The organism is Pseudomonas sp. WS 5412 (assembly GCF_012985615.1).
Classification (GTDB): Bacteria; Pseudomonadota; Gammaproteobacteria; order Pseudomonadales; family Pseudomonadaceae; genus Aquipseudomonas; species Aquipseudomonas shahriarae.
In genome coordinates this window covers 215056-236933 of the sequence record NZ_JAARMB010000008.1, presented here as the reverse complement: position 1 = coordinate 236933, position 21878 = coordinate 215056, and the positions used below count along the sequence as shown (strand labels likewise).

20 protein-coding genes and 2 riboswitches are annotated in these 21878 nt (G+C 62.9%); of the genes, 12 read left to right on the top strand and 8 right to left on the bottom strand.

Features of this window, described 5'->3' with window-relative positions:
* Nucleotides 1-366: 366 nt before the first annotated feature.
* The 4 genes from cobM to HBR94_RS13520 all read right to left on the bottom strand — a co-directional run bounded on the left by cobM (nt 367) and on the right by HBR94_RS13520 (nt 2505).
* The gene (gene cobM / locus HBR94_RS13535; RefSeq protein ID WP_128593043.1) at nt 367-1113 is read right to left on the bottom strand and encodes a precorrin-4 C(11)-methyltransferase; all 747 of its coding nucleotides are present in this window, start codon (nt 1111-1113) and stop codon (nt 367-369) included.
* Between the two features lie 80 nt (nt 1114-1193).
* Complete coding sequence (locus tag HBR94_RS13530) at nt 1194-1607, bottom strand: cobalamin biosynthesis protein (RefSeq protein WP_170044966.1); 414 nt, start codon at nt 1605-1607, stop codon at nt 1194-1196.
* Entirely contained in the window at nt 1604-2305 is a 702-nt protein-coding gene (locus HBR94_RS13525; protein ID WP_170044965.1) for a CbtA family protein, read from the bottom strand. Before HBR94_RS13525 ends, HBR94_RS13530 begins: the two co-directional genes overlap by 4 nt.
* Before the next feature lie 11 nt (nt 2306-2316).
* A complete protein-coding gene (locus HBR94_RS13520) occupies nt 2317-2505 on the bottom strand; it encodes a CbtB domain-containing protein (protein ID WP_057436758.1) in 189 nt (62 codons plus the stop codon).
* A gap of 95 nt (nt 2506-2600) precedes the next feature.
* A riboswitch (cobalamin riboswitch) is annotated at nt 2601-2808 on the bottom strand.
* 88 nt (nt 2809-2896) lie between these two features.
* Nucleotides 2897-3097: riboswitch (cobalamin riboswitch) on the top strand.
* 92 nt (nt 3098-3189) lie between these two features.
* Between HBR94_RS13520 and cobW the strand changes: the two genes are divergently transcribed.
* From cobW to HBR94_RS13500, 4 genes are read left to right on the top strand one after another with little or no spacing between them, the layout of a single operon-like run.
* Complete coding sequence (gene cobW / locus HBR94_RS13515) at nt 3190-4251, top strand: cobalamin biosynthesis protein CobW (protein WP_057436756.1); 1062 nt, start codon at nt 3190-3192, stop codon at nt 4249-4251.
* Between the two features lie 2 nt (nt 4252-4253).
* A complete protein-coding gene (gene cobN, locus HBR94_RS13510; protein ID WP_170044964.1) occupies nt 4254-8015 on the top strand; it encodes a cobaltochelatase subunit CobN in 3762 nt (1253 codons plus the stop codon).
* The gene (locus HBR94_RS13505) at nt 8015-9013 is read left to right on the top strand and encodes an AAA family ATPase (RefSeq protein WP_115128301.1); all 999 of its coding nucleotides are present in this window, start codon (nt 8015-8017) and stop codon (nt 9011-9013) included. Before cobN ends, HBR94_RS13505 begins: the two co-directional genes overlap by 1 nt.
* Nucleotides 9014-9066: 53 nt before the next feature.
* The gene (locus tag HBR94_RS13500) at nt 9067-9669 is read left to right on the top strand and encodes a VWA domain-containing protein (protein ID WP_057959416.1); all 603 of its coding nucleotides are present in this window, start codon (nt 9067-9069) and stop codon (nt 9667-9669) included.
* 125 nt (nt 9670-9794) lie between these two features.
* Here the strand turns inward: HBR94_RS13500 and HBR94_RS13495 are convergent, their stop codons facing one another.
* Nucleotides 9795-10742, bottom strand: coding sequence for a DUF1853 family protein (locus HBR94_RS13495; protein WP_170044963.1), 948 nt, complete (start codon nt 10740-10742; stop codon nt 9795-9797).
* A 154-nt stretch (nt 10743-10896) separates the two neighbouring features.
* Here HBR94_RS13495 and HBR94_RS13490 point away from each other — a divergent pair, with 154 nt between their 5' ends.
* The 8 genes from HBR94_RS13490 to HBR94_RS13455 all read left to right on the top strand — a co-directional run bounded on the left by HBR94_RS13490 (nt 10897) and on the right by HBR94_RS13455 (nt 19157).
* Complete coding sequence (locus HBR94_RS13490) at nt 10897-11787, top strand: NAD(+) kinase (protein WP_010210870.1); 891 nt, start codon at nt 10897-10899, stop codon at nt 11785-11787.
* Nucleotides 11784-12761: a metallophosphoesterase gene (locus tag HBR94_RS13485; RefSeq protein ID WP_164844814.1), complete on the top strand. Its 978-nt coding sequence runs from the start codon at nt 11784-11786 to the stop codon at nt 12759-12761. The genes HBR94_RS13490 and HBR94_RS13485 overlap by 4 nt, the downstream gene beginning before the upstream one ends.
* Nucleotides 12754-13623 (top strand): rhomboid family intramembrane serine protease, encoded by an 870-nt coding sequence (locus tag HBR94_RS13480; RefSeq protein ID WP_170044962.1) that lies wholly within the window; start codon nt 12754-12756, stop codon nt 13621-13623. The genes HBR94_RS13485 and HBR94_RS13480 overlap by 8 nt, the downstream gene beginning before the upstream one ends.
* A 30-nt stretch (nt 13624-13653) precedes the next feature.
* Nucleotides 13654-13914 (top strand): DUF1315 family protein, encoded by a 261-nt coding sequence (locus tag HBR94_RS13475; RefSeq protein ID WP_170044961.1) that lies wholly within the window; start codon nt 13654-13656, stop codon nt 13912-13914.
* The gene (locus HBR94_RS13470) at nt 13911-14741 is read left to right on the top strand and encodes a DUF2797 domain-containing protein (RefSeq protein WP_057436738.1); all 831 of its coding nucleotides are present in this window, start codon (nt 13911-13913) and stop codon (nt 14739-14741) included. The genes HBR94_RS13475 and HBR94_RS13470 overlap by 4 nt, the downstream gene beginning before the upstream one ends.
* 13 nt (nt 14742-14754) lie before the next feature.
* On the top strand, nt 14755-17412 hold the full coding sequence (gene pepN / locus HBR94_RS13465; RefSeq protein ID WP_170044960.1) for an aminopeptidase N: 2658 nt from the start codon (nt 14755-14757) through the stop codon (nt 17410-17412).
* A complete protein-coding gene (gene zapE, locus HBR94_RS13460) occupies nt 17409-18515 on the top strand; it encodes a cell division protein ZapE (RefSeq protein ID WP_057959421.1) in 1107 nt (368 codons plus the stop codon). The genes pepN and zapE overlap by 4 nt, the downstream gene beginning before the upstream one ends.
* 150 nt (nt 18516-18665) lie before the next feature.
* A complete protein-coding gene (locus tag HBR94_RS13455) occupies nt 18666-19157 on the top strand; it encodes a GNAT family N-acetyltransferase (RefSeq protein WP_057436733.1) in 492 nt (163 codons plus the stop codon).
* Between the two features lie 123 nt (nt 19158-19280).
* Here HBR94_RS13455 and HBR94_RS13450 read toward each other — a convergent pair whose 3' ends face one another.
* The 3 genes from HBR94_RS13450 to HBR94_RS13440 form a co-directional block, all read right to left on the bottom strand.
* Nucleotides 19281-19502 carry a hypothetical protein gene (locus HBR94_RS13450; protein ID WP_057436731.1) on the bottom strand — a complete coding sequence of 74 codons (222 nt, stop codon included), beginning with the start codon at nt 19500-19502 and terminating at the stop codon, nt 19281-19283.
* Nucleotides 19503-19652: 150 nt separating this feature from the next.
* Nucleotides 19653-21386, bottom strand: a complete 1734-nt coding sequence (locus HBR94_RS13445; RefSeq protein ID WP_057959423.1) for a phosphoethanolamine transferase CptA — start codon at nt 21384-21386, stop codon at nt 19653-19655.
* Between the two features lie 105 nt (nt 21387-21491).
* The gene (locus tag HBR94_RS13440) at nt 21492-21656 is read right to left on the bottom strand and encodes a DUF6026 family protein (RefSeq protein ID WP_157717204.1); all 165 of its coding nucleotides are present in this window, start codon (nt 21654-21656) and stop codon (nt 21492-21494) included.
* Nucleotides 21657-21878: the final 222 nt, after the last annotated feature.

The window sequence follows — 21878 nt, the reverse complement described above, 5'->3', positions numbered from 1 at the left end:
AGGCGCCCCGTTAAACCACGCTGGCCGCAGGCAGGTATTGCGCAGTGGGCACCCCGGCATGGATGCCGGGGTAGCCGCGACACGGCCATGGATGGCCGATCGCGGCGGGCCCACGGAGCAATGCCTGACTGCGGGCATGCCGAGCCTAGGCGAGGCACCGAGTGGTGGGGCAAGAGCCCTTTTGGTTACTTTTGGGGCTCTTTTCCAAAAGTGACCCGCCGTAAGGGCGGAACCAATAGCCGCCGTAACCCCAGCAACGGATATGTACACACCCCCAGAAGAGAATTATGCCGCGATAGCGGAGGGTCAGGCGACTTCTCTACAGCCGGTTAAACCGCAATCGCAGGCAATCCAGCCCCCACACTGTCAGGGTCGGTAGAGGTGGGCGTGACCCGCGCGATACAGCGAGGATTCGCTGAAGCTGTCACTGGCCAGTACCCGCCCCACCACAATCAGCGCGGTGCGCCTGAACCCCTTGGCTGCCACTTTGCTGACAATATCCGCCAAGGTGCCAATCGCCCAATCCTGATCCGGCCAGGTCGCCCGGTGTACCACGGCAATCGGGCAATCTGCACCGTAATGCGGCAGCAGCTCGGCGACGATTTTCTCCAGGTGATTGACCCCCAGATGCACGGCCATGGTAGTGCCGTGGCTGGCCAGGCTGTCGAAGGACTCCCCCGCAGGCATCGTGGTTTTATCGGCATAGCGGGTCAGGATCACGCTTTGGGCGATATCCGGTAAGGTCAGCTCCGCCTCCAGCAACGCGGCACAGGCGGCCACGGCGGTGACGCCGGGAATGATCTGGAAGGGAATCCCCAGTGCGCGCAAATGGCGGATTTGCTCGCCAATCGCGCCATACAGGCTCGGATCGCCAGAATGCACCCGCGCCACGTCCTGGCCCTGTTCATGGGCATGCTTGATCAACTCAATGATCTGCTCCAGGTGCAGTTCGGCGCTGTTGACCAGGGTTTCGGCCTGATGGCCTTCAAGCACGGCGGCCGGCACCAGGGAGCCGGCGTAGATAATTACCGGGCAACTGCGGATCAGCCGCTGGCCTTTGACGGTGATCAGTTCCGGGTCGCCGGGGCCTGCGCCGATGAAGTAGACGGTCATGGAGGATTCCTGTGAAAAAGCCGGCGAGGCGGGCTGCAGATGAAGACCGCTCATGATCAAGGAGGCGGATTATCGGGAATTCAGCCCGCGCACGCCAATGCAAAGGTGGCTTGCGGGCTTTTCTGGCGGTTGATCAACAGGCGGGCAGGGCGCTGGGCCAAGTGCTCGGCCAGGGCCAGGGCGGCGCTTTCGGCGATGCCCTGGCAGCCGGTATGGGCAAACGCGACAGCAGAGCGGTGGCTCAATTGCGCTTCGTGGATCGCCAGCTGTTCGGCACTGAAAAACTGCAGTGGCAACCTCAAGTGTTCGGCCAGGGCCAGTAACCCTGGCTCATCCTGTTTACGGTCGATACTCGCCAGTGCGCTGATGTGCCGAGGGTCGATTCCCGCGCCAGCCAAGGCTTCATTGAACAGCGCCAATAGCGCCGCGACGCTGCAGCCACGCTGACAACCCAGGCCGACCACCAGGGTCGGCGCGGTGGTGGCTGCTGTCATGCCGAGTGCTGGTCGTCGCGATTGCGTCGGAACAACCAGGCGCTGATCAGGCCCAGGGCCAGCCAGAACGCAACGTTGGTCAGCTGCGACGCGATCTTGAACTGCGCTTCCAGGGCCTGCGGGGCGAGCATCGAGTGCACTTCGGGCTGTGGCGCGCCAATCACATGGGGCACCGTCAGGATCGCCACGCCGAGGATCTTCAGCAGCCAGTTGCCACCAAACACAATCAACGCGATACCGGCGGCGGTGGAGGCTGCCGTGCCGATCCACCAGATCTGCCGTTGCGCCAGGTCCGCCGCAGCGGTGCCGGGCAGTTCCGGTGGCAGGCCGAGGGTCGGTGCCAGCACAAAGGTGGCGTAACCGGCCAGGCCCCAGAGCAGTCCCTGGGCGGTGCGGGTCGGGGCGCGCAGGGTGTACAGGCCGGCGAGCATCAGCGCAAAACCTACGGCGACCACCAGGTTAGCGCCGGTGGTGGACAGCACGCGCTGCCAGCCGTCTTCCGGTTCCCAGGCCTCGGCGTCGTGGCTGTGGGCCGCAGCGCCAGGCGCATGCTCATGCACTTCGGTCGTGGCCGGGGCGTTTTCGTAGGTTTCCGCCTGCAGAATCAGCGGAGCCACCCAGAAACTTTGCAGCAGGGTCAGCAGCAGGGCGGCCAGCAGGCCGGTGAAACCTGCGGTTTGCGCAATTCGCTTGATCATGGTTGCAGGTCTCAATGGCACGGGAAGGCGGCGCTGTGGCGCGTATCGTGGGCGGCGTTGTGCACGGCCTCGATATGGGAGAACCCGGCGAAATACACCAGGCACGCACCGAGGATCGACGCGCCGATAGCGGCGGTCAGGCGTTGGCTCAAGGTGGCGGAGCGGCTGGCGGTGTGTGAGGTGCTGCTGATGATCGACATGGCACGTCCCTTTCGAGTGACAGGGTGACACGAGCGCATGAAAACCCCGCGAGCCGGGCACGCAGGGTTCTGAACAGCGCCCGCCCACCGCGGGTTTGTTATTTGATTTTTCGGGCCGGTCTCCGGGCTTGCGAGGGGGCTCTTCTGAGTCCTGAAAGCATCGCCTTCCCATGCCAGAAGCACAGTGGCTGTGACGCTTCGCTCGCTTACCGTTGCGGGGGCAGCACCGGATTGGTCATGCATGCATGATTGACCGGTTTCCCGTTTCACCCTGTAAAGGGCACCCGAAACAAGATGTGTAGGAGAGCATGGGCGCGGGATGGCCGTCAATCTGTAGCTGGGCACCGCGGCTCTTCGCATGGTTTTGAATTGACCGTCCCTCAAGCACTGCGTAGCCTTGCACCTTCGAGGTTCTTCGACTGCGGTCGAAGCTAAGAAGGGAACGCGGTCCAAGCCGCGGCTGCCCCCGCAACTGTAAAGGGTTTATCTGACTGCCACGCCACTGCCAATACGGCGGGAAGGCGCAGCCAGCGCCAGCCGCAAGGCCGGCAAGCCCCAAGCCAGGAGACCTGCCTCGCAACCGATTTTCCATTTCAACCGGGCGGGGTGATCCGGTGACGAATCCAGCACCTGCGCGCCGCCGCAGGGCCAGTCGTCCCGTATGCCCGCCCCAAAGGGCATCCGATGAAAACACTGGCCAAACTCCCCGTCACTATCGTCACCGGCTTTCTCGGCTCGGGCAAAACCACCTTGCTGCGGCACATGCTGGACAACGCCCAGGGTCGGCGCATTGCTGTGATCGTCAACGAATTCGGCGAACTGGGTATCGACGGCGAGATCCTCAAGCAGTGCTCCATCGGTTGCACCGAAGAAGAAGCCAGCGGCCGCGTGTATGAACTGGCCAACGGCTGCCTGTGCTGCACCGTGCAGGAAGAGTTCTTCCCGGTGATGCGCGAGCTGGTGGCCCGTCGTGGCGACCTCGACCATATCCTCATCGAAACCTCTGGCCTGGCGCTGCCCAAGCCCCTGGTCCAGGCCTTCCAGTGGCCGGAAATCCGTAGCGCCTGCACGGTTGACGCGGTGATCACCGTGGTCGACAGCCCGGCCGTGGCCGCTGGCACCTTTGCCGCGTTCCCGGACCAGGTCGACGCCCAGCGCAAACTGGACCCGAACCTGGACCACGAATCGCCACTGCACGAGTTGTTCGCCGACCAACTGGCCAGCGCCGACTTGGTGATCCTCAACAAAACCGACCTGATCAGCCCTGAAGACCTGGCCCGTGTACGCCTGGAAGTCGCCGAAGAACTGCCGCCAGCAGTGAAAATCGTCGAAGCCAGCAGCGGCCGCCTGCCTCTGGATGTGCTGATTGGCCTGGGTGCCGGCTCCGAGGAGCATATCGACGGGCGCCATAGCCATCACGATCATCACCACGAAGGTGAAGACGACCACGATCACGATGCGTTTGACTCCATCTCCATCGACCTGCCACAGGCTGATGAAGCGCTGCTGCTTGATGCCCTGACGCAATTGGTGGTGCAGCACGGCATCCTGCGGGTCAAAGGCTTCGCCGCGATCCCCAACAAGCCGATGCGCCTGTTGATCCAAGGTGTGGGCACGCGCTTCGACAAGCATTTCGACCGGGCCTGGGGCGCCGACGAAGCGCGCATAACACGGTTGGTGCTGATCGGTCAGGACCTGGATGCAGCGGGCCTTGAAGCGCAATTGCGCGCCGCGCTCAGCGTTTAACCATGCACCTGCTCAGGACCCAGCCCGGTGGCTTCGTCTCCGATGACAACATCGCCGACCTGGGACAAACCCCCGCCGAGCTGGTGATCCTGTGCAGCGGCGATTCCAGTCTGGCGTTGCTGGCCGAAGCCGCCCAGCAACTGCCCGACGACTACCCGAGCCTGCGCCTGGCCAACCCGATGCAGGTGCAGAACCACGCCTCGGTGGACCTGTATGTGGATGAGGTGCTGCGCCACGCCAAGGTCATCCTGATTTCCCTGCACGGCGGCATCGGCTATTGGCGCTACGGCATCCAACGCCTGGTGGAACTGGCCGAGCAGGGCGTGCAGTTGATCCTGGTGCCGGGGGATGATCGCCCCGATCCCGAACTCAGCGGCCTGAGCACCGTGGGTGTGGTGGAGCGTGACCGCCTGTGGCACTTTCTGCGCCAGGGCGGGCTGGGGAATGCGCTGGATTTCTATCGTTGCCTGGCCAGTAGCTTCCTGGGCCGCGATTACCCGTGGGCCGAGCCGCAAACTCTGCCGCGCACCGCGATCTATCACCCGCGCACCGCCAATGCGTGCCTCAATGACTGGCAGGCGGACTGGAACACCGATTGGCCGGTGGCAGCGGTGCTGTTCTACCGCTCGCACTTGCAGGCGGCCAATACCGGTTTTATTGATGTGTTCTGCCAACGCTTGCAGGCGGCGGGCCTTAACCCGCTGCCGATGGCGGTGGCCAGCCTGAAAGAGCCCGGCTGCCTGACAGTGGTCGAGGATTTGCTGGATGAGGTCGGGGCGGCGGTGATTCTGAACACCACCGGCTTTGCCCAATCCAGCCCCGAAGCGCCCCATCTGCGGCCGTTTCGCCGCAATATCCCGGTGATCCAGGCGATCTGCGCCCAGGACAACCAGCCCGGCTGGGAAGCCAGCGAGCAGGGCCTCGGCCCGCGTGATCTGGCGATGCACATTGCTTTGCCGGAGCTGGACGGGCGCATCATCAGCCGCCCGATCAGCTTCAAGGACCTGGCCTGGCGCAGCGAGCGCAGCCAATCGGACGTGGTGTGCTACCGCGCGGCCCCCGAACGCATGGACTTTGTTGCCGAACTGGCGCGGCGCTGGGTCGAGCTGGCACGGGTGCCGCATGCCGACAAGCGCATTGCGCTGATCCTCGCCAACTACCCGACCCGCGATGGACGCATCGGTAATGGCGTGGGCCTGGACACCCCGGCCGCGGCCTTGAATATCCTGCGGGCCCTGCAGGCCGAGGGTTATCCGCTGCCGGATGCATTGCCGGCCAGCGGCACTGCGCTGATCCATGACTTGCTCGGTGGTGTCACCAACGACCTGGACAGCCTCGACCTGCGCCCCTGCCATCAAAGCCTGGGCCTGGACGAATACCAGGCGATGTTCAATCGCTTGCCCGAGGCCAACCGCCAGGCCGTGCTGGAACGCTGGGGCACGCCTCATAACGATCCGATGTGCCGCGACGGGCGCATGATGATCGCCGGCCTGCGCCTGGGCCTGACCTTTGTCGGCATCCAGCCGGCACGGGGCTACCAGGTGGATGCCAGCGCGGTGTACCACGACCCGGACCTGGTGCCGCCCCACGCTTACCTGGCGTTCTATTTCTGGCTGCGCCACACCTACGGCGCCCATGGCGTGATCCACGTCGGCAAGCACGGCAACCTGGAATGGCTGCCGGGTAAAGGCGTCGGGTTGTCCGAGAACTGCTGGCCAGATGCATTGCTGGGGCCGCTGCCGAACATCTATCCGTTTATCGTCAATGATCCGGGCGAGGGTGCCCAGGCCAAGCGCCGCACCCAGGCGGTGATCATCGACCATTTGATGCCGCCGCTGACCCGTGCCGAAACCTATGGCCCATTGCGCAATCTGGAACTGTTGGCGGATGAGTATTACGAGGCGCAGTTGCTCGACCCGCGCCGCGCCCTGGAGCTGCAAAAGGACATCCTCAAGCTGGTGCGCGAAACCCGCATCGATCAAGAGCTGGAACTGGATAACGAGGCTGACGCTGCCGTCTGGCTGCCGCGCCTGGACACCTACCTGTGCGATCTGAAGGAGTCGCAGATCCGCGATGGCCTGCATATCTTTGGCGAGTCGCCCGAAGGCCGCCTGCGTATCGACACCTTGCTGGCCCTGCTGCGCATTCCGCGTGGCGATGGGCGGGGTCCGCAATCAAGCCTGCTGCGGGTGTTGGCCAAGGCCTTTGAGCTGGGCTTTGACCCGCTGGACTGCGCCCTGGCCGAGCCCTGGACCGGGCGCCGCCCCGAGGTGCTGCAGAAGATCGACGGGCAGTTGTGGCGTACCGCTGGCGATACTCGCGAGCGCCTGGAGCTGTATGCGGCGCGGTTGATCGAACAGGCGCTGGAAGGCCCGCTCGAACAGCTTGAGGAGCCGGGCTGGGAGGAGGTGAAATCGGTGATCGAAAGCCTGCGCATCGTCGTCGCACCGCGCCTGGATGCCTGTGGCCCAGCGGAAATGCATGGCTTGCTGGAGGCGTTGAGCGGTCGTTTCGTGCCGGCGGGCCCCAGTGGTGCGCCGAGTCGTGGGCGCCTGGATGTGCTGCCGACCGGGCGCAATTTCTTCACCGTCGACGTGCGTAACCTGCCTACCACGACTGCCTGGCGTATCGGTTTCCAATCCGCAAACCTGATGCTTGAGCGGCACCTGCAGGACCATGGTGACCATCTGCGTCAGTTGGGGCTTTCCGTGTGGGGCACCGCGACCATGCGCACCGGCGGTGACGATATCGCCCAGGCCATGGCACTGATGGGCGTGCGACCGGTGTGGGCCACGGGCAGCCAGCGTGTCGATGATTTTGAGATATTGCCCATCAGCTTGCTCGACCGCCCGCGAGTTGACGTCACGCTGCGGGTGTCGGGGTTCTTCCGCGATGCGTTCGCCAACCTGATCCGCCTGTTCGATGCTGCGGTGCAGGCGGTCGCGGCGCTGGATGAGCCGGACGACCTGAACCCCCTGGCGGCCAAGGTGCGCAGCGAGCGCGAGGCGCTGCGCAAGTCGGGCCTGGATGAAGATGCTGCGGCCAAGCAGGCCGGCTGGCGCATTTTCGGTGCCAAGCCTGGGGCCTATGGCGCGGGTGTGCAGGGCGCGATTGACGGTCGCCTGTGGCAAAGCCGCGAAGACCTGGCCGAGGTCTACCTGAATTGGGGGGGCTACGCCTATGGGGGGGCGGATGAAGGCACCGCCGCCCGTGAACAGTTCGCCCAGCGCCTGAGCCAGGTGCAGGCCGTGCTGCAGAACCAGGATAACCACGAGCACGACTTGCTCGACTCCAATGACTATTACCAATTCCAGGGCGGTATGCTCGCCGCCGTGGAAACCCTCAGTGGCGCCAAGGCCGCCAGCTACCATGGCGATCATAGCCAGCCGGACTTGCCGAAAATCCGCACGCTGAAGGAAGAGCTGAACCGGGTGATCCGTTCCCGCGCCGCCAACCCCAAGTGGATCGAAGGGGTCAAGCGCCACGGCTATAAAGGCGCGTTCGAGATGGCGGCGACGGTGGACAATCTGTTCGCCTTCGACGCGACCACGGCGCTGATCGACGACCACCAATATGCATTGCTGGCCGATGCCTACCTGCTCGACCCCGACACCCGGGCGTTTGTGCAACAGCACAACCCTGCGGCCTTGCGCGACATGACCGAGCGCATGCTGGAAGCCCAGCAGCGCGGTATGTGGCAGGCACCGGGGGCGTACCGCGAGGCATTGGAAAACCTGTTGCTGGACATAGAAGAAGACAGTTGATGACTGACATCCCCCATTTCCCACTGTCGGCAGTGGTCGGTGCCGACGACCTGAAGCTTGCCCTGTGCCTGACCGCCATCGACCCGAAGATCGGTGGCGTGCTGATCGAAGGCCCGCGCGGCATGGCCAAGTCCACCCTGGCTCGCGGCCTGGCGGACCTGTTGGCCAGCGGGCAATTCGTCACCTTGCCGTTGGGCGCCACCGAAGAGCGTTTGGTTGGCACTCTGGACCTGGATGCGGCGCTGAGCGAAGGCCGTGCGCAGTTTTCCCCTGGGGTGCTGGCCAAGGCCGATGGCGGGGTACTGTATGTGGATGAGGTCAACCTACTGCCTGACCATCTGGTGGACCTGCTATTGGATGTAGCCGCCAGTGGCACCAACCTGATCGAGCGCGACGGTATATCCCACCGGCACTCGGCGCGTTTTGTGCTGATCGGCACGATGAACCCGGAAGAGGGTGAATTGCGTCCGCAGTTGCTGGATCGGTTTGGTTTCAACGTGGCATTGAGCGGGCAGACTTTGCCGACCGAGCGCGGGCAGATCATCCGTCGGCGCCTGGATTTCGATAGTGACCCTGGGGCGTTCTGTGCGCAGTGGGCTGACCAGCAAGCGGCGCTGCGTGCGCGTTGCACCCAGGCCCGTGCACGCCTGGAAAGCATCGCCCTGGATGACCAGGCCCTGGCGCAGATTACCGAGCGCTGCTTTGCCGCTGGTGTGGATGGCCTGCGCGCCGATCTGGTGTGGTTGCGCGGGGCGCGGGCCCATGCGGCGTGGCGTGGGGCTGCGGCCATCGCTGAGGAAGATATAGAGGCCGTTGCCGAATTTGCCCTGCGCCATCGTCGCCAGGAGCATTCATCTGCCGCCCACCCGCCGGAAAATGCGCCGGCGCCCAAACCCACTGACCCCAGCAGCGGCCAGGGACAGTGGGGTGAAATGCCTCCGTCTACACAAGTAACGGGTGCCCGCCGTGAAATACCCACCTGGCCAAAAAAGCCCTAGGCATTCGCCCCCGACCTGACGCGGGGGCGGATGCCCGGCCCAAGGCGGGTCGACTGGATCAAGGCAGGCAAGGGCGGGCGCGCAACGGCGCCGAGGGGATGGTCAATTGGCCGGGCACCTTGTTGGGCGGGCGACCACAATCGCGTAAAGACCTGGTGTACTGCAACCGCAGCCGTGCCTCCCATGAGCTGTGGCTGGTGATTGTCGATGCCTCGGCGTCCACTCGGCGGCATCAGGCGCTGAGCGATGCCAAGGGCTTGCTCGCGCAGGTGTTCGACGACGCCTATCGGCAGCGGGCGCGACTGGCGTTGTTGACCGCCAGCGGGCAAGTGCCGAGCTGGCAGGTACAAGGCTTGAAAGCGGCCAAGGGCCTGGGGCGTTGGCTGGATGGCCTGGGCGCCGGCGGAGGGACGCCGCTCCTGGCGGCGTTGACCGAGGCCGGGCATTGGCTGGCGGCGCGGCGCAAGCGCTATCCGGCTGAACAGCAGCGGTTGCTGGTGATTACCGATGGCCGGCTCAAGGATATTGGTCAATTGCCGGCGTTGGATTGCCTGGGGCTGTTGGTGGATATCGAACGTGGGCCGATCCGGCTGGGGCGGGCGCGGGAGCTGGCCGCCGGGTTGCAGGTGGATTATCGGCATATTGATAGCCTGTAGCGCTGCTGCTATCGCTATCGCGAGCAAGTCCGCTCCCACATGTGGCCGCGTACATCCTTTGGAATGCGCTTGAATGTGGGAGCTGGCTTGCCTGCGATAAGGCCCTCAAACCCACCGCAAAACGATCAGCTAGCCCCCGGCACATTCGGCCAAAGATCCGCCACCAGAAACAGCCGCTCCGCTTCCTCCCAACCCCCGCCGTTCTGCATCATGCGCACCAACAACTGCGCCGGCGCCATCGGGTCCAGGTCGACCAGCCAGCGCTGCATCTGCTCTTCACTCCAGATTTCTTCCGCCGGGTAATGCGCCGGCGCCAGCCAGGCATGGCGCGGCAGGGGCTGCCAGCGGCCCGGCGGGCTGGCCTTGATAAAATCCTGCCAATCGCGCTGATGCAACCAGCGCCCGCGCAAATGCTGGGGGTGGGCGCCGAGGGGCGGGGCGGCCTCGCCGGGCCAGGGGTACAACAGGTAGCCGCCGAGCCACAGATGGGCGGTGAACTCCTGGATATCCAGCGTCGCCAGCACCTCCCGGCTTTGCGCCCTGGCCGAGATGGGCAGTTGGTGGTCTGCCAGATGCGCCAGCTTGCGATCCAGGCGGTCGTGACAACCCGGGCCCAGCCATTGCGCGGTGTCCTGGCCGTTGCCGTCCTGGGGGCCGAGGTAAAGCTTGATCGCCAACTCCAGATGATGCACGCCGTCACGGTCGCGCAGCAGCATGTCCAGCTCACCCAGGGTGTGCCCGGCCTGGCGGATCGGCAGGTTGGCCGCCAGCAACTCCACGCCAGGGGCGTGCTGCACGGCAAATTGCCACAGGCGTTCGTAATACAGGCCCAGGCGCCGGGTGCGTGCCAGGCTCAGCCAGTGCAGCAGGGCGCTACTGTCCTGGTCCAGGCGCCTGAGCCATTGCTCCAGGGCCGCAGGCTGCTGCACCCAGTCACTGCCGGCCAGGGGGTGACGTTGTGGCCAGGGCGTCTGCGCGAGCATCGGCGGGGCGAGGATCACCCACGCCAGGTCCCGCACTGCGGGATGACGCAATTGACGGGGCAGAGGCTGCAGGTCGGGAAACGGATTCATGGTCCGAGCATAGCTGTTTCCTACTCGCCGCGTGACCCCAGGAAGTGTTGAGAACCGTTGTCGTCTGGGGCCTGGGGCGACAAAGGATTTTGTCTAATGCGGCCTTTCGCCCATAATCGTTCTTTTTGCCAGACCCAAACCCTGCAGGAGCCCCATGGAGCAATTTCGCAATATCGGCATCATCGGTCGCCTGGGCAGTACCCAGGTTCTGGACACGGTCCGCCGGCTGAAAAAGTTTCTGCTTGAGCGCCACCTGCATGTGATCCTCGAAGACACCATCGCCGAGATTCTGCCGGGCCACGGCCTGCAGACCTCGTCGCGCAAAATGCTCGGTGAAGTCTGCGACATGGTGATTGTGGTCGGCGGCGACGGCAGCCTGCTGGGCGCCGCCCGGGCCCTGGCGCGGCATAACGTGCCGGTGCTGGGGATCAACCGGGGCAGCCTGGGGTTCCTCACCGATATCCGCCCCGACGACCTGGAAGTTGAAGTGGCCAAGGTGCTGGACGGCCACTACCTGGTGGAAAACCGCTTCCTGCTGCAAGCCGAAGTGCGTCGCCATGGCGAAGCCATCGGCCAGGGCGATGCCCTCAACGATGTGGTGCTGCACCCCGGCAAGTCGACGCGGATGATCGAATTCGAGCTGTATATCGACGGCCAGTTCGTCTGCAGCCAGAAGGCCGACGGCCTGATTGTCGCCACGCCCACCGGTTCCACGGCCTATGCGCTGTCGGCCGGCGGGCCGATCATGCATCCCAAGCTGGATGCCATTGTGATCGTGCCGATGTACCCCCATATGTTGTCTAGCCGACCGATTGTGGTCGATGGCAACAGTGAGTTGAAAATCGTGGTCTCCAAAGACATGCAGATCTACCCGCAAGTTTCCTGTGACGGGCAGAACCACTTCACCTGCGCCCCCGGTGACACCATCACCGTGAGCAAAAAGGCGCAGAAGCTGCGGTTGATCCACCCACTGGATCACAACTACTACGAAGTGTGCCGCACCAAGCTGGGCTGGGGCAGCCGCTTGGGGGGTGGAGGCGACTGATGCTCGATCCCGCGCGTAGCTACGACCTGATTGGTGACGTGCACGGTTGCGCTCATACCCTTGAGCACCTGCTCGACCAGATGGGTTACCACAAGCAGGGCGGCGTCTGGCGCCACCCATCACGCATGGCGGTGTTCCTCGGCGATATCATCGACCGTGGCCCGCGCATCCGTGAGGCGCTGCATATCGTCCACGACATGGTCGAAGCCGGCCAGGCGCTGTGCATTATGGGCAACCACGAGTTCAACGCCCTGGGCTGGAGCACCCTGGCGCCGCCCGGCAGTGGCAAGCAGTACGTGCGCGAACATTCGCCACGCCACGCGCGGCTGATCCACGAGACCCTGACCCAGTTCGAACACCACCCCGGCGACTGGCATGACTTCCTCGGCTGGTTCTACGACATGCCGTTGTTTGTCGATGCCGGGCGTTTCCGCGTGGTGCACGCCTGCTGGGATTCGGGGTTGATCGAACCGCTGCGCCGGCAATTCCCCGACGGCTGCATCGACGAGCATTTCCTGCAGGCGGCGGCGGTGCCGGGCAGTTTTGCCTGCAACGCCTTCGATCGCCTGCTGCGCGGCACCGATATGCGCCTGCCGGACGGCCTGACGCTGACCGGCGGCGATGGCCTGACCCGTTCGTTCTTTCGCACCAAGTTCTGGGAAGACGACCCGAAGACCTACGGCGATATCGTGTTCCAACCGGATGCCTTGCCCGATCCGGTGGCCCGCACGCCGTTGTCTTCGACCGAGAAAAACTCCCTGTTGCGCTATGGCGTCGATGAACCCTTGCTGTTTGTCGGCCATTACTGGCGTAGCGGCAAACCGGCGCCGATCCGCTCGAACCTGGCCTGCCTGGACTACAGCGCAGTGCTCTACGGCAAGCTGGTGGCGTATCGCCTGGATCAGGAAACCTGCCTGGACCCCAACAAGTTCGTGTGGGTCGATGTCGAGCGCCCTGAGGTGATTCATGAGTAACGTGGCCGTTTTACGCTTGCCGCTGACGGTCGACCTGGCTGGCTTCGTCAAGCTGTTGCAGCGCATGCAGGTGCCCCATCGCGTCAGCGAAGAGGCCGGCGAGCAGGTGCTGTGGGTGCCGGACGCGATCAGCGAAGACGTGCGCAGCCTGTATCAGCGTTTCCCGACCGGCGATCCGGACCAGCAGCTGGATATTCCCCAGGAACCGGTAGCCAAGCGTCCCGGCTTCCTCCAGCAACTGCGCCACAGCCCGCTGACCGCGGGTGTGTTGCTGCTGAGCCTGGTCGTCGCAGCGGTCACGATGCTCGGCGACAACCTGCAAACCATGAGCTGGCTGACGTTCCTGAATTTCCACGTGGCCGGTGAGTACCTGTATTTCACGCCCCTGGCCGACAGCCTGGCGGCAGGGCAGTGGTGGCGGTTGATCACGCCGATGCTGATCCACTTCGGCATCCTGCACCTGGCCATGAACGGCATGTGGTACTGGGAGCTGGGGCGGCGCATCGAGGCGCGCCAGGGCAGTATCAACCTGCTGGGCCTGACGATGCTGTTCAGCCTGGCCTCCAACTATGCGCAATACACCTTTGGCGGGCCGGGCCTGTTCGGTGGCCTGTCCGGCGTGTTGTACGGCTTGCTCGGCCATTGCTGGATCTACCAGTTGCTTGCGCCCAACCCGGCGTATCGCCTGCCGCGCGGCGTGCTGGTGATGATGCTGGTGTGGCTGGTGCTGTGCCTGTCGGGCCTGGTCTCGATGATCGGCTTCGGCGAAATCGCCAATGCGGCCCATGTCGGCGGCCTGGTGGCGGGTTGCATCACCGGTTTGCTCGGCGGGTTGTACAGCCGCCATAAACGTAACGCTTGAATCTCTGCCCATTATTGAAGGAAGAGTCTTATGTCCTCTTTTGCTGAAATGATCGAAAACATCACCCCGGATATCTACCAGAGCCTCAAGCTCGCCGTGGAAATCGGTAAATGGGCCGACGGCCGCAAGCTCACTGCCGAACAGCGCGAGCTGTCGTTGCAGGCCATGATCGCCTGGGAGCTGCAAAACCTGCCGGAAGACCAGCGCACCGGCTATATGGGCCCGCAGGAATGCCAATCGAAGTCGACCCCGGTGGAAAGCATCCTGTTCAAGTCGGATGCCATCCATTGATTGAGATTGGCCGTGGTGCAGTCAGCAAGATGTCGGCGCAACTGGGTTCGCCGACCGTTCAATACGCTTTTCGCCTGGGCGACACCGAGGTGCCGGTCAACCCGTTGATTGGCACTCATATACGCCTGGAATACCTCGGTGCGATCCACTGCACCCATTGCGGACGCAAGACCAAGACCAGCTTCAGCCAGGGCTATTGCTACCCGTGCATGACCAAGCTGGCCCAGTGCGACCTGTGCATCATGAGCCCCGAGCGCTGCCATTTCGATGCCGGCACTTGCCGCGATCCGGCCTGGGGCGAGAAATTCTGCATGACCGACCATGTGGTGTACCTGGCGAACTCGTCGGGGATCAAGGTCGGCATCACCCGCGCCACCCAGTTGCCCACGCGCTGGCTGGACCAGGGCGCGAGCCAGGCATTGCCGATCATGCGCGTGGCCACGCGCCAGCAATCGGGCTTTGTCGAAGATGTGCTGCGCAGCCAGGTCGCCGACAAGACCAACTGGCGCGCCTTGCTCAAGGGCGACGCGGCAGCGGTAGACCTTGCGCAGGTACGCGACGAGCTGTTCGTTTCCTGCGCCGACGGCCTGCTGCAATTGCAGGAACGCTTTGGCCTGCAGGCCATCCAACCGGTAACCGATATCGAGCCCCTCGAAATCCGCTACCCGGTGGAGCAATATCCAGCCAAGATCGTCAGTTTCAACCTGGACAAGAACCCGATTGCCGAAGGCACGCTGCTGGGGATCAAGGGCCAATACCTGATCTTCGATACCGGCGTTATCAATATTCGTAAATACACGGCTTACCAGCTCGCCGTGCATCAGTAGAAGGATTTCACGCATGCGCACCGAACAACCGAAGATGATTTACCTGAAGGATTATCAGGCGCCCGAGTACCTGATCGACGAGACTCACCTGACCTTCGAGTTGTTCGAGGACCATAGCCTGGTCCACGCGCAGCTGGTGATGCGCCGCAATCCCGAGCGCGGCACCGGCCTGCCGCCGCTGGTGCTCGATGGCCAGCAGTTGGAACTGCTGAGCGTGGCCCTGGGTGACCAGGAACTGAGCGCCACCGACTACCAATTGAGCGAGAGCCACCTGACGTTGCAGCCGACCAGTGACAGCTTCACGGTCGACACCAGCGTGCGCATCCACCCGCAAACCAACACCGCCCTGGAAGGCTTGTACAAGTCCGGTGGCATGTTCTGTACCCAATGCGAGGCCGAGGGCTTCCGCAAAATTACCTACTACCTTGACCGCCCGGACGTGATGAGCACGTTCACCACCACGGTGATCGCCGAGCAGCACAGCTATCCGGTGCTGCTGTCCAACGGCAACCCGATTGCCAGCGGCCCCGGTGAAGACGGTCGGCACTGGGCGACCTGGGAAGACCCGTTCAAGAAGCCGGCCTACCTGTTCGCCCTGGTGGCTGGCGACCTGTGGTGCGTCGAAGACACCTTCACCACCATGAGCCAGCGCACCGTCGCGTTGCGCATCTATGTCGAGCCGGAAAACATCGACAAGTGCCAGCACGCCATGAACAGCCTGAAGAAGTCCATGCGTTGGGATGAAGAGGTCTATGGTCGCGAATACGACCTGGATATTTTCATGATCGTCGCCGTCAACGACTTCAACATGGGCGCCATGGAAAACAAGGGCCTGAACATTTTCAACTCCAGCGCCGTGCTGGCCCGTGCCGAAACCGCGACCGACGCCGCGCATCAGCGCGTCGAGGCCATCGTCGCCCACGAGTACTTCCACAACTGGTCGGGCAACCGCGTGACCTGCCGCGACTGGTTCCAGTTGTCGCTCAAGGAAGGCTTCACGGTGTTCCGCGATTCGCACTTCTCTGCGGATATGAACTCGGCCACCGTCAAGCGTATCCAGGATGTGGCCTACCTGCGCACCCACCAATTCGCCGAAGATGCAGGGCCGATGGCCCACGCTGTGCGCCCGGACAGCTTTATCGAAATCTCCAACTTCTACACCCTGACCGTGTACGAAAAGGGTTCGGAAGTGGTCGGGATGATCCACACCTTGCTCGGCGCCGAGGGCTTTCGCAAAGGCAGTGACCTGTACTTTGAACGCCACGACGGCCAGGCCGTGACCTGTGATGACTTTATCAAGGCCATGGAAGACGCCAACGGTGCCGACCTGACCCAGTTCAAACGCTGGTACAGCCAGGCCGGCACGCCACGCCTGGTAGTGAGCGAGTCCTACGACGCTACCGCCAAGACCTACAGCCTGACCTTGCGCCAGAGCTGCCCGCAAACCCCGGACAACGTAGAAAAACTGCCATTCGTGATTCCGGTGGCCCTGGGCCTGCTGGACGCCAATGGGGCCGACCTGCCGTTGCGTCTGGCCGGTGAAGCGGCGGCGCAGGGCACCTCGCGAGTGTTGTCGGTGACTGAGGCCGAGCAGACGTTCACCTTCGTCGATATCCCTGAACAACCCTTGCCGTCGCTGCTGCGTGGCTTCTCGGCGCCGGTGAAGCTGAGCTTCCCCTACAGCCGTGACCAGTTGATGTTCCTGATGCAGCACGACAGTGACGGCTTCAACCGTTGGGAGGCGGGCCAGCAACTGGCGGTGCAGGTGTTGCAGGACCTGATCAGCCAACACCAGCAGGGCCAGGCCCTGGTGCTGGATCAACGGCTGGTCAATGCGCTGCGCAGCGTGTTGAGCGACGAAAGCCTGGACCAGGCCATGGTCGCCGAAATGTTGTCGTTGCCGGGTGAAGCCTACCTGACCGAAATCAGCGAAGTGGCTGACGTCGATGCGATCCACGCTGCCCGCGAGTTTGCGCGCAAGCAGTTGGCCGATAACCTGTTCGAAGGCCTGTGGCTGCGCTACCAGGCCAACCGCGACCTGTCGCGCAACACGCCTTACGTGGCGTCGGCCGAGCACTTCGCGCGCCGCGCCCTGCAGAACATCGCGCTGTCGTACCTGATGCTCAGCGGCAAGCCCGAAGTACTGGCGGCGACCCTGGAGCAGTTCGACGCGTGTGACAACATGACCGAACGCCTGACGGCATTGGCGGTGCTGGTCAACTCGCCGTTCGATGCCGAGAAGGCCAACGCCCTGCAAGTGTTTGCCGAGAACTTCAAGGACAACCCCCTGGTCATGGACCAATGGTTCAGCGTCCAGGCCGGGAGCGTGTTGCCGGGCGGGCTTGCACGGGTCAAGGCCCTGATGCAGCACTCGGCGTTCAATATCAAGAACCCGAACAAGGTACGCGCGCTGGTCGGCGCCTTTGCCGGGCAGAACCTGATCAACTTCCATGCAGCCGATGGCTCGGGCTATCGCTTCCTGGCGGACCTGGTGATCGAGCTGAATGCCTTCAACCCGCAGATCGCCTCGCGGCAGTTGGCGCCACTGACCCGCTGGCGCAAATACGACAGCGCCCGTCAGGCGCTGATGAAGGCTGAGCTGGAGCGCATCCGTGGTTCGGGCGAGCTGTCCAGCGATGTGTTCGAGGTGGTCAGCAAAAGCCTCGCATGACGGCCGACTCACCACTGGCCGCCTACCAGCGGGCCCTGGCCGATGGTTTTGTGGCAGACGACGCGCAACGCCGGGCGGTCGAGGCGTTGCAGGCCTGCCATGGGGCATTGCACCAGGGCGCCGACGCACCGGTCACCGGCGTTTATCTGTGGGGGCCGGTGGGGCGGGGCAAGACCTGGCTGATGGATCAGTTCCATCAGAGCCTGCGGGTGCCCGCGCGGCGCCAGCACTTCCATCACTTCATGGGCTGGGTCCATCAACGTCTGTTCCAGTTGACCGGCACCCCGGACCCTTTGCAGGCCCTGGCCCGCGAGTTGGCCGGGGACGTGCGGGTGCTGTGTTTCGACGAGCTGTTCGTCAATGACATTGGTGACGCGATCATCCTCGGGCGCCTGTTCCAGGTGATGTTCGACGAAGGGGTGGTAATGGTCTGCACCTCCAACCAGCCGCCCGGGCAGTTGTACGCCGACGGTTTCAACCGCGAACGCTTCATGCCGGCTATCGAGGCGATTGAGGCCCATATGCAGGTGGTGGCGGTAGACGGCAGTGAGGATCACCGCTTGCATCCGGGCACCGCCGAGCAGCGCTACTGGGTCGATCAACCACAAGCATTGGCCGCGGTTTTCCAGCGTTTGAGCGCTGGACAAGCCTGCAGTGAGGCGCCGGTTATGGTCGGTTCGCGACGCATTGTTACGGTGCAGTCCAGCGAAACGGTGCTGTGGTGCCGCTACGCTGATCTGTGCGAACAACCGCTGGCGGCCATGGATTTCATGCAGCTGTGTGATCGCTATAGCGCCATATTGCTCGGCGAAGTGCCCGGGCTGAGCGCCTCGACACGTCCTGGGCGGATTGCCCGTGGTACCGAGGATGGTGCCCAGCGCGTGGAGGCGGGCGACCGCGAGCTGCCGGCGTTGTCGGTGCACGATGACAGTGTGCGCCGGTTTATCGCCCTGGTGGATGAGTGCTACGACCGCAAGGTCCCGCTGTACATCGAAGCCAGGGTGCCCTTGGCCGAGTTGTACACCGAGGGTTACCTGGAGTTTGCGTTCCGCCGCACCCTCAGTCGTTTGCAAGAAATGCAGTTGCAACGCTTTGGTCAGTAGTGGCCATTGGCCCACTGACACAATCATTCGCCTGATGGCTTTTTCCCGCGCCAAGTTGTAGTTAATCTCCTTCATCTAACCCCTACACCCCGCTTACAATCGAGCTTTTGCGGGGAGCTCATCCCTGCCGGGCAGTTATCGAGGAAGGAAATGGAAGCCGCAGAAATATTGGTGCTGCAAGCCAGCTACAGCAACTCCGTGCACGCCGAGGCCATTGGCCTGTTGCTCAACCACTATGCACAAGACCCCATGGGCGGTGGCCATGCCCTGTCCGCCGACCTGCTGCAACAATTGCCGGCGGAATTGGCCAAGCGTCCCCATGCCTTCAGCGTGCTGGCCTTTGTTGGCGGCGAGCCGGCCGGGCTTGTTAACTGTTTTGAAGGGTTTTCGACCTTTGCCTGCCGGCCGCTGGTCAACGTGCATGATGTGGTGGTCAAGGAACCGTTCCGAGGCCTGGGCCTGAGCCAGAAAATGCTGCAAAAGGTCGAGGAAATCGCCCGCCAGCGCGGTTGCTGCAAGATCACCCTGGAAGTGCTGGAAGGTAATCCAGTAGCGCAGGCGTCGTACCGCAAGTTTGGCTTCGATGACTCGATCTTCGACCCTGCCCATGGCCGCATGCTGTTCTGGAGCAAGGCCCTCTAAATCCTCAGGTCGTTCCCGCGCTCCCCTTGGGAAGGTTCGACCAGGCAAAAAAAAGCGCCCCGTACAGGGCGCCAAATTGACCTTCACCACCAGAGCATAATGGTGCCGGGTATTACTCGTGCATCAGCCTTTGGGCTGCTCAGCATCCCGCGTGTGTTGGGTGGATCCGGATTCAGCACCCTTGGCGTCGGCAGCAGCCGTCTGTTCGGTGTCGCTGTGGATTTGTTTCTGGGTGAAGCTGAAATTATCGAAGTGCTCCTTCACGCGCTCAGCGCCGCCTTCGGCGAAGGCGGCAGCGGAGGTCAGGCCCAGCAGGCCAGCAAGCATCAAGGTTGAAAGTTTCATCGCAGGTATTCCCATTAAAAGTGATCGTGTCTGCACCGTCCCTGGTCAGATTTATGGGAATAGTCTGTAGGAAGCTAATTAAGTGGGGGTTAACGTCAAGCACATCCAGAGTTAACCGCAGGGGTTAACTCTGGACAGGGCGCGGGTCGTTTACTTCTGGACCACACTCCGGGGTGCGGTACTGGCTTTGGGCTTGATCAGGCTGAAGTCGATCAAGGCCTTCTGCGAACGCTGGTAGGGATCGCCGATCAGCAATGGCCGTGGCTTGAAGCTGTCGCTGACCAGGCTGCGGCTGCGGTCCAGTTCGTCGAAACTCAAGCCGGCCAGGTCGGCCCAGGTATGAATCAACTGCGAGCTGCTGTAGGGCCGTTGTATATCGCCCTGCATGTTCCAGTCGTGGGTGGCGCGCCACTTCGGCGAGGCCCAGGTCATGAAGGGGATGGTGTACATCGGGGCTGTCGGCTTGCCCTCGTTGCGGCCCAGGGTGTCATGGCCCGCCGAGTCGAACACATCCTCGCCGTGGTCGGAGAGGTACAGCAGGAAACCATTGGGGTCGGTCTTGGCGTAGTCCTTGATCAGGCTCGATACCACGAAGTCGTTGTAGCGCACTGCGTTGTCATAGCTGTTGTAGGTCGGCAGCTGGTCGTCACTGACCGCGTCCGGGACACCCTGGCGGTCGGTAAAGGTGTCGAAGCTTGGCGGGTAGCGGTACTGATAGCTCATATGGGTACCCAGCAGGTGCACCACGATCAGCTTGCGCTCGGCCTTGTCGGCCAGGGCCTTGGAGAACGGCTCCAGCACGTCGCCATCGTACTGGCGGGCGTTCTGGTTACGGTTGTTGTTGAGGTACACCTGCTCGTCGGCCTGTTCGGAGAACGTGGTGAGCATGGTGTTGCGCTTGGTCATGGTCTGCTGGTTGGTGATCCAGAAGGTCTTGTAGCCAGCCTGTTTCATCATGCTGACGATGGAAGGGGTCTTCAGATACAGATCCGGATTGTCTTCATCGGCAAAGGTCAGTACCTGTTGCAGCGCCTCGATGGTGTAGGGGCGCGGGGTGATGACGTTGTCGAACACATCCAATTGGTCACGCAGCTTGTCCAGCTCCGGCGTGGTCTTGCGCGGGTAGCCGTAGAGGCTCATGCGCTGCCGGTTGGTGGACTCGCCGATCACCAGCACCAGGGTCGACGGTTGGCCGGCCATGCTGTCCTTGAAGTTGCTCAGGGGCGGGATCTTGCTGACGTTGTCGAGCATGCCCTGCATGTTGTTCAACTGCTGGGTGTAGCGGCGATAGGCAACAATCATCTGCCACGGCACGGCAGGTTCGACCCGGGTTTCGAAGCCGTCGATGGCCCGTTCCAGGGTGTCGTTGGTGGCAATCTGCTTGACCAGCGGATAGCCGACAATCGCCAGCACAATGGCCGTCGCCGCGACCATTGCCCGGCCCCGGGGCAGGTAGACCGGGCGCACACGGGTCCAGAGGAAGACGGCCAGGGCGGTGTGGGCAATAAAGGCCAGCACGATCCACCAGGCAAAGTATTGCGTTGCATACTCGCCGGCTTCAGAGATGTTCGACTCGAACATGATGAAGATGACGCTCTGGGAAAATTCCTGCTGGTAAATAAAGAAGTAGCCCAGGCTGGCCATGGAACAGGCCCACAGCACCACACCGATCAGCGCGGCGAGTAGCCGGGCGCGACGCGGGAACAGCAGCATGGGTGCCAACCACAGCGCACTCATGAAGAACGCCTGGCGGAAACCACTGAAGCCGGAGGTGCCGGTCAGTTGGATCAGCAGTTGGGTAATACCGGAGAAATACCAGAAAAACAGGAACATCCAGCCCAGGCCGGCCCAATCAAACCCTTTTGCAGACTTCGTGCTCGCCATGCAGCGCTCCAACCCGATAATTGCCGCCGCCCATGCGCGAGGCGGCGTTCTGGCGCAGGATTATCGGGAAGGGCGGGTGAAAAGTTTGTGAGTTGGACCCGGGGTTCAGCAGGTAATGGCTTGGTTTGCCAACTGAGCCTGCAACTGCGCCCGCAGACGGATCACTTCCTGCTGCAACTGCTCGCGTTCGTCCTTCAGTTGGCGCAGTTCGTCGCGGCGGACGGTGACGTAGAGGGTCTGTGGCGGGCGTGTCATCTGTGCTGTGCGCATTGCTTACCTCGCAAATAGCCGGTGTATCGCGGTGCCAGAGCGCTTGAGTCGAGGCCCTCGGCAGGAGTCAGGGGCGATTCTGATTTCTTTTTGGGCTCAAGGGAACTTTTTTATTTTTCAGGGTCGCTGTGACTTTTCAGCCAGTGATGGTGAAACGATGGCCTCTTTTTGTGATGAAACTAGTGCGATTGGCGCCGGACTAATTCGTCATTGCGCTATAAA

Coding starts and splice junctions, on each gene's coding strand:
- cobM (WP_128593043.1), bottom strand. CDS start 1,113: ATGACCGTCTACTTCATCGGCGCAGGCCCCGGCGACCCGGAACTGATC.
- HBR94_RS13490 (WP_010210870.1), top strand. CDS start 10,897: ATGGAGCAATTTCGCAATATCGGCATCATCGGTCGCCTGGGCAGTACC.
- zapE (WP_057959421.1), top strand. CDS start 17,409: ATGACGGCCGACTCACCACTGGCCGCCTACCAGCGGGCCCTGGCCGAT.
- HBR94_RS13475 (WP_170044961.1), top strand. CDS start 13,654: ATGTCCTCTTTTGCTGAAATGATCGAAAACATCACCCCGGATATCTAC.
- pepN (WP_170044960.1), top strand. CDS start 14,755: ATGCGCACCGAACAACCGAAGATGATTTACCTGAAGGATTATCAGGCG.
- HBR94_RS13480 (WP_170044962.1), top strand. CDS start 12,754: ATGAGTAACGTGGCCGTTTTACGCTTGCCGCTGACGGTCGACCTGGCT.
- cobW (WP_057436756.1), top strand. CDS start 3,190: ATGAAAACACTGGCCAAACTCCCCGTCACTATCGTCACCGGCTTTCTC.
- HBR94_RS13530 (WP_170044966.1), bottom strand. CDS start 1,607: ATGACAGCAGCCACCACCGCGCCGACCCTGGTGGTCGGCCTGGGTTGT.
- cobN (WP_170044964.1), top strand. CDS start 4,254: ATGCACCTGCTCAGGACCCAGCCCGGTGGCTTCGTCTCCGATGACAAC.
- HBR94_RS13495 (WP_170044963.1), bottom strand. CDS start 10,742: ATGAATCCGTTTCCCGACCTGCAGCCTCTGCCCCGTCAATTGCGTCAT.
- HBR94_RS13445 (WP_057959423.1), bottom strand. CDS start 21,386: ATGGCGAGCACGAAGTCTGCAAAAGGGTTTGATTGGGCCGGCCTGGGC.
- HBR94_RS13440 (WP_157717204.1), bottom strand. CDS start 21,656: ATGCGCACAGCACAGATGACACGCCCGCCACAGACCCTCTACGTCACC.
- HBR94_RS13455 (WP_057436733.1), top strand. CDS start 18,666: ATGGAAGCCGCAGAAATATTGGTGCTGCAAGCCAGCTACAGCAACTCC.
- HBR94_RS13520 (WP_057436758.1), bottom strand. CDS start 2,505: ATGTCGATCATCAGCAGCACCTCACACACCGCCAGCCGCTCCGCCACC.
- HBR94_RS13505 (WP_115128301.1), top strand. CDS start 8,015: ATGACTGACATCCCCCATTTCCCACTGTCGGCAGTGGTCGGTGCCGAC.
- HBR94_RS13450 (WP_057436731.1), bottom strand. CDS start 19,502: ATGAAACTTTCAACCTTGATGCTTGCTGGCCTGCTGGGCCTGACCTCC.
- HBR94_RS13525 (WP_170044965.1), bottom strand. CDS start 2,305: ATGATCAAGCGAATTGCGCAAACCGCAGGTTTCACCGGCCTGCTGGCC.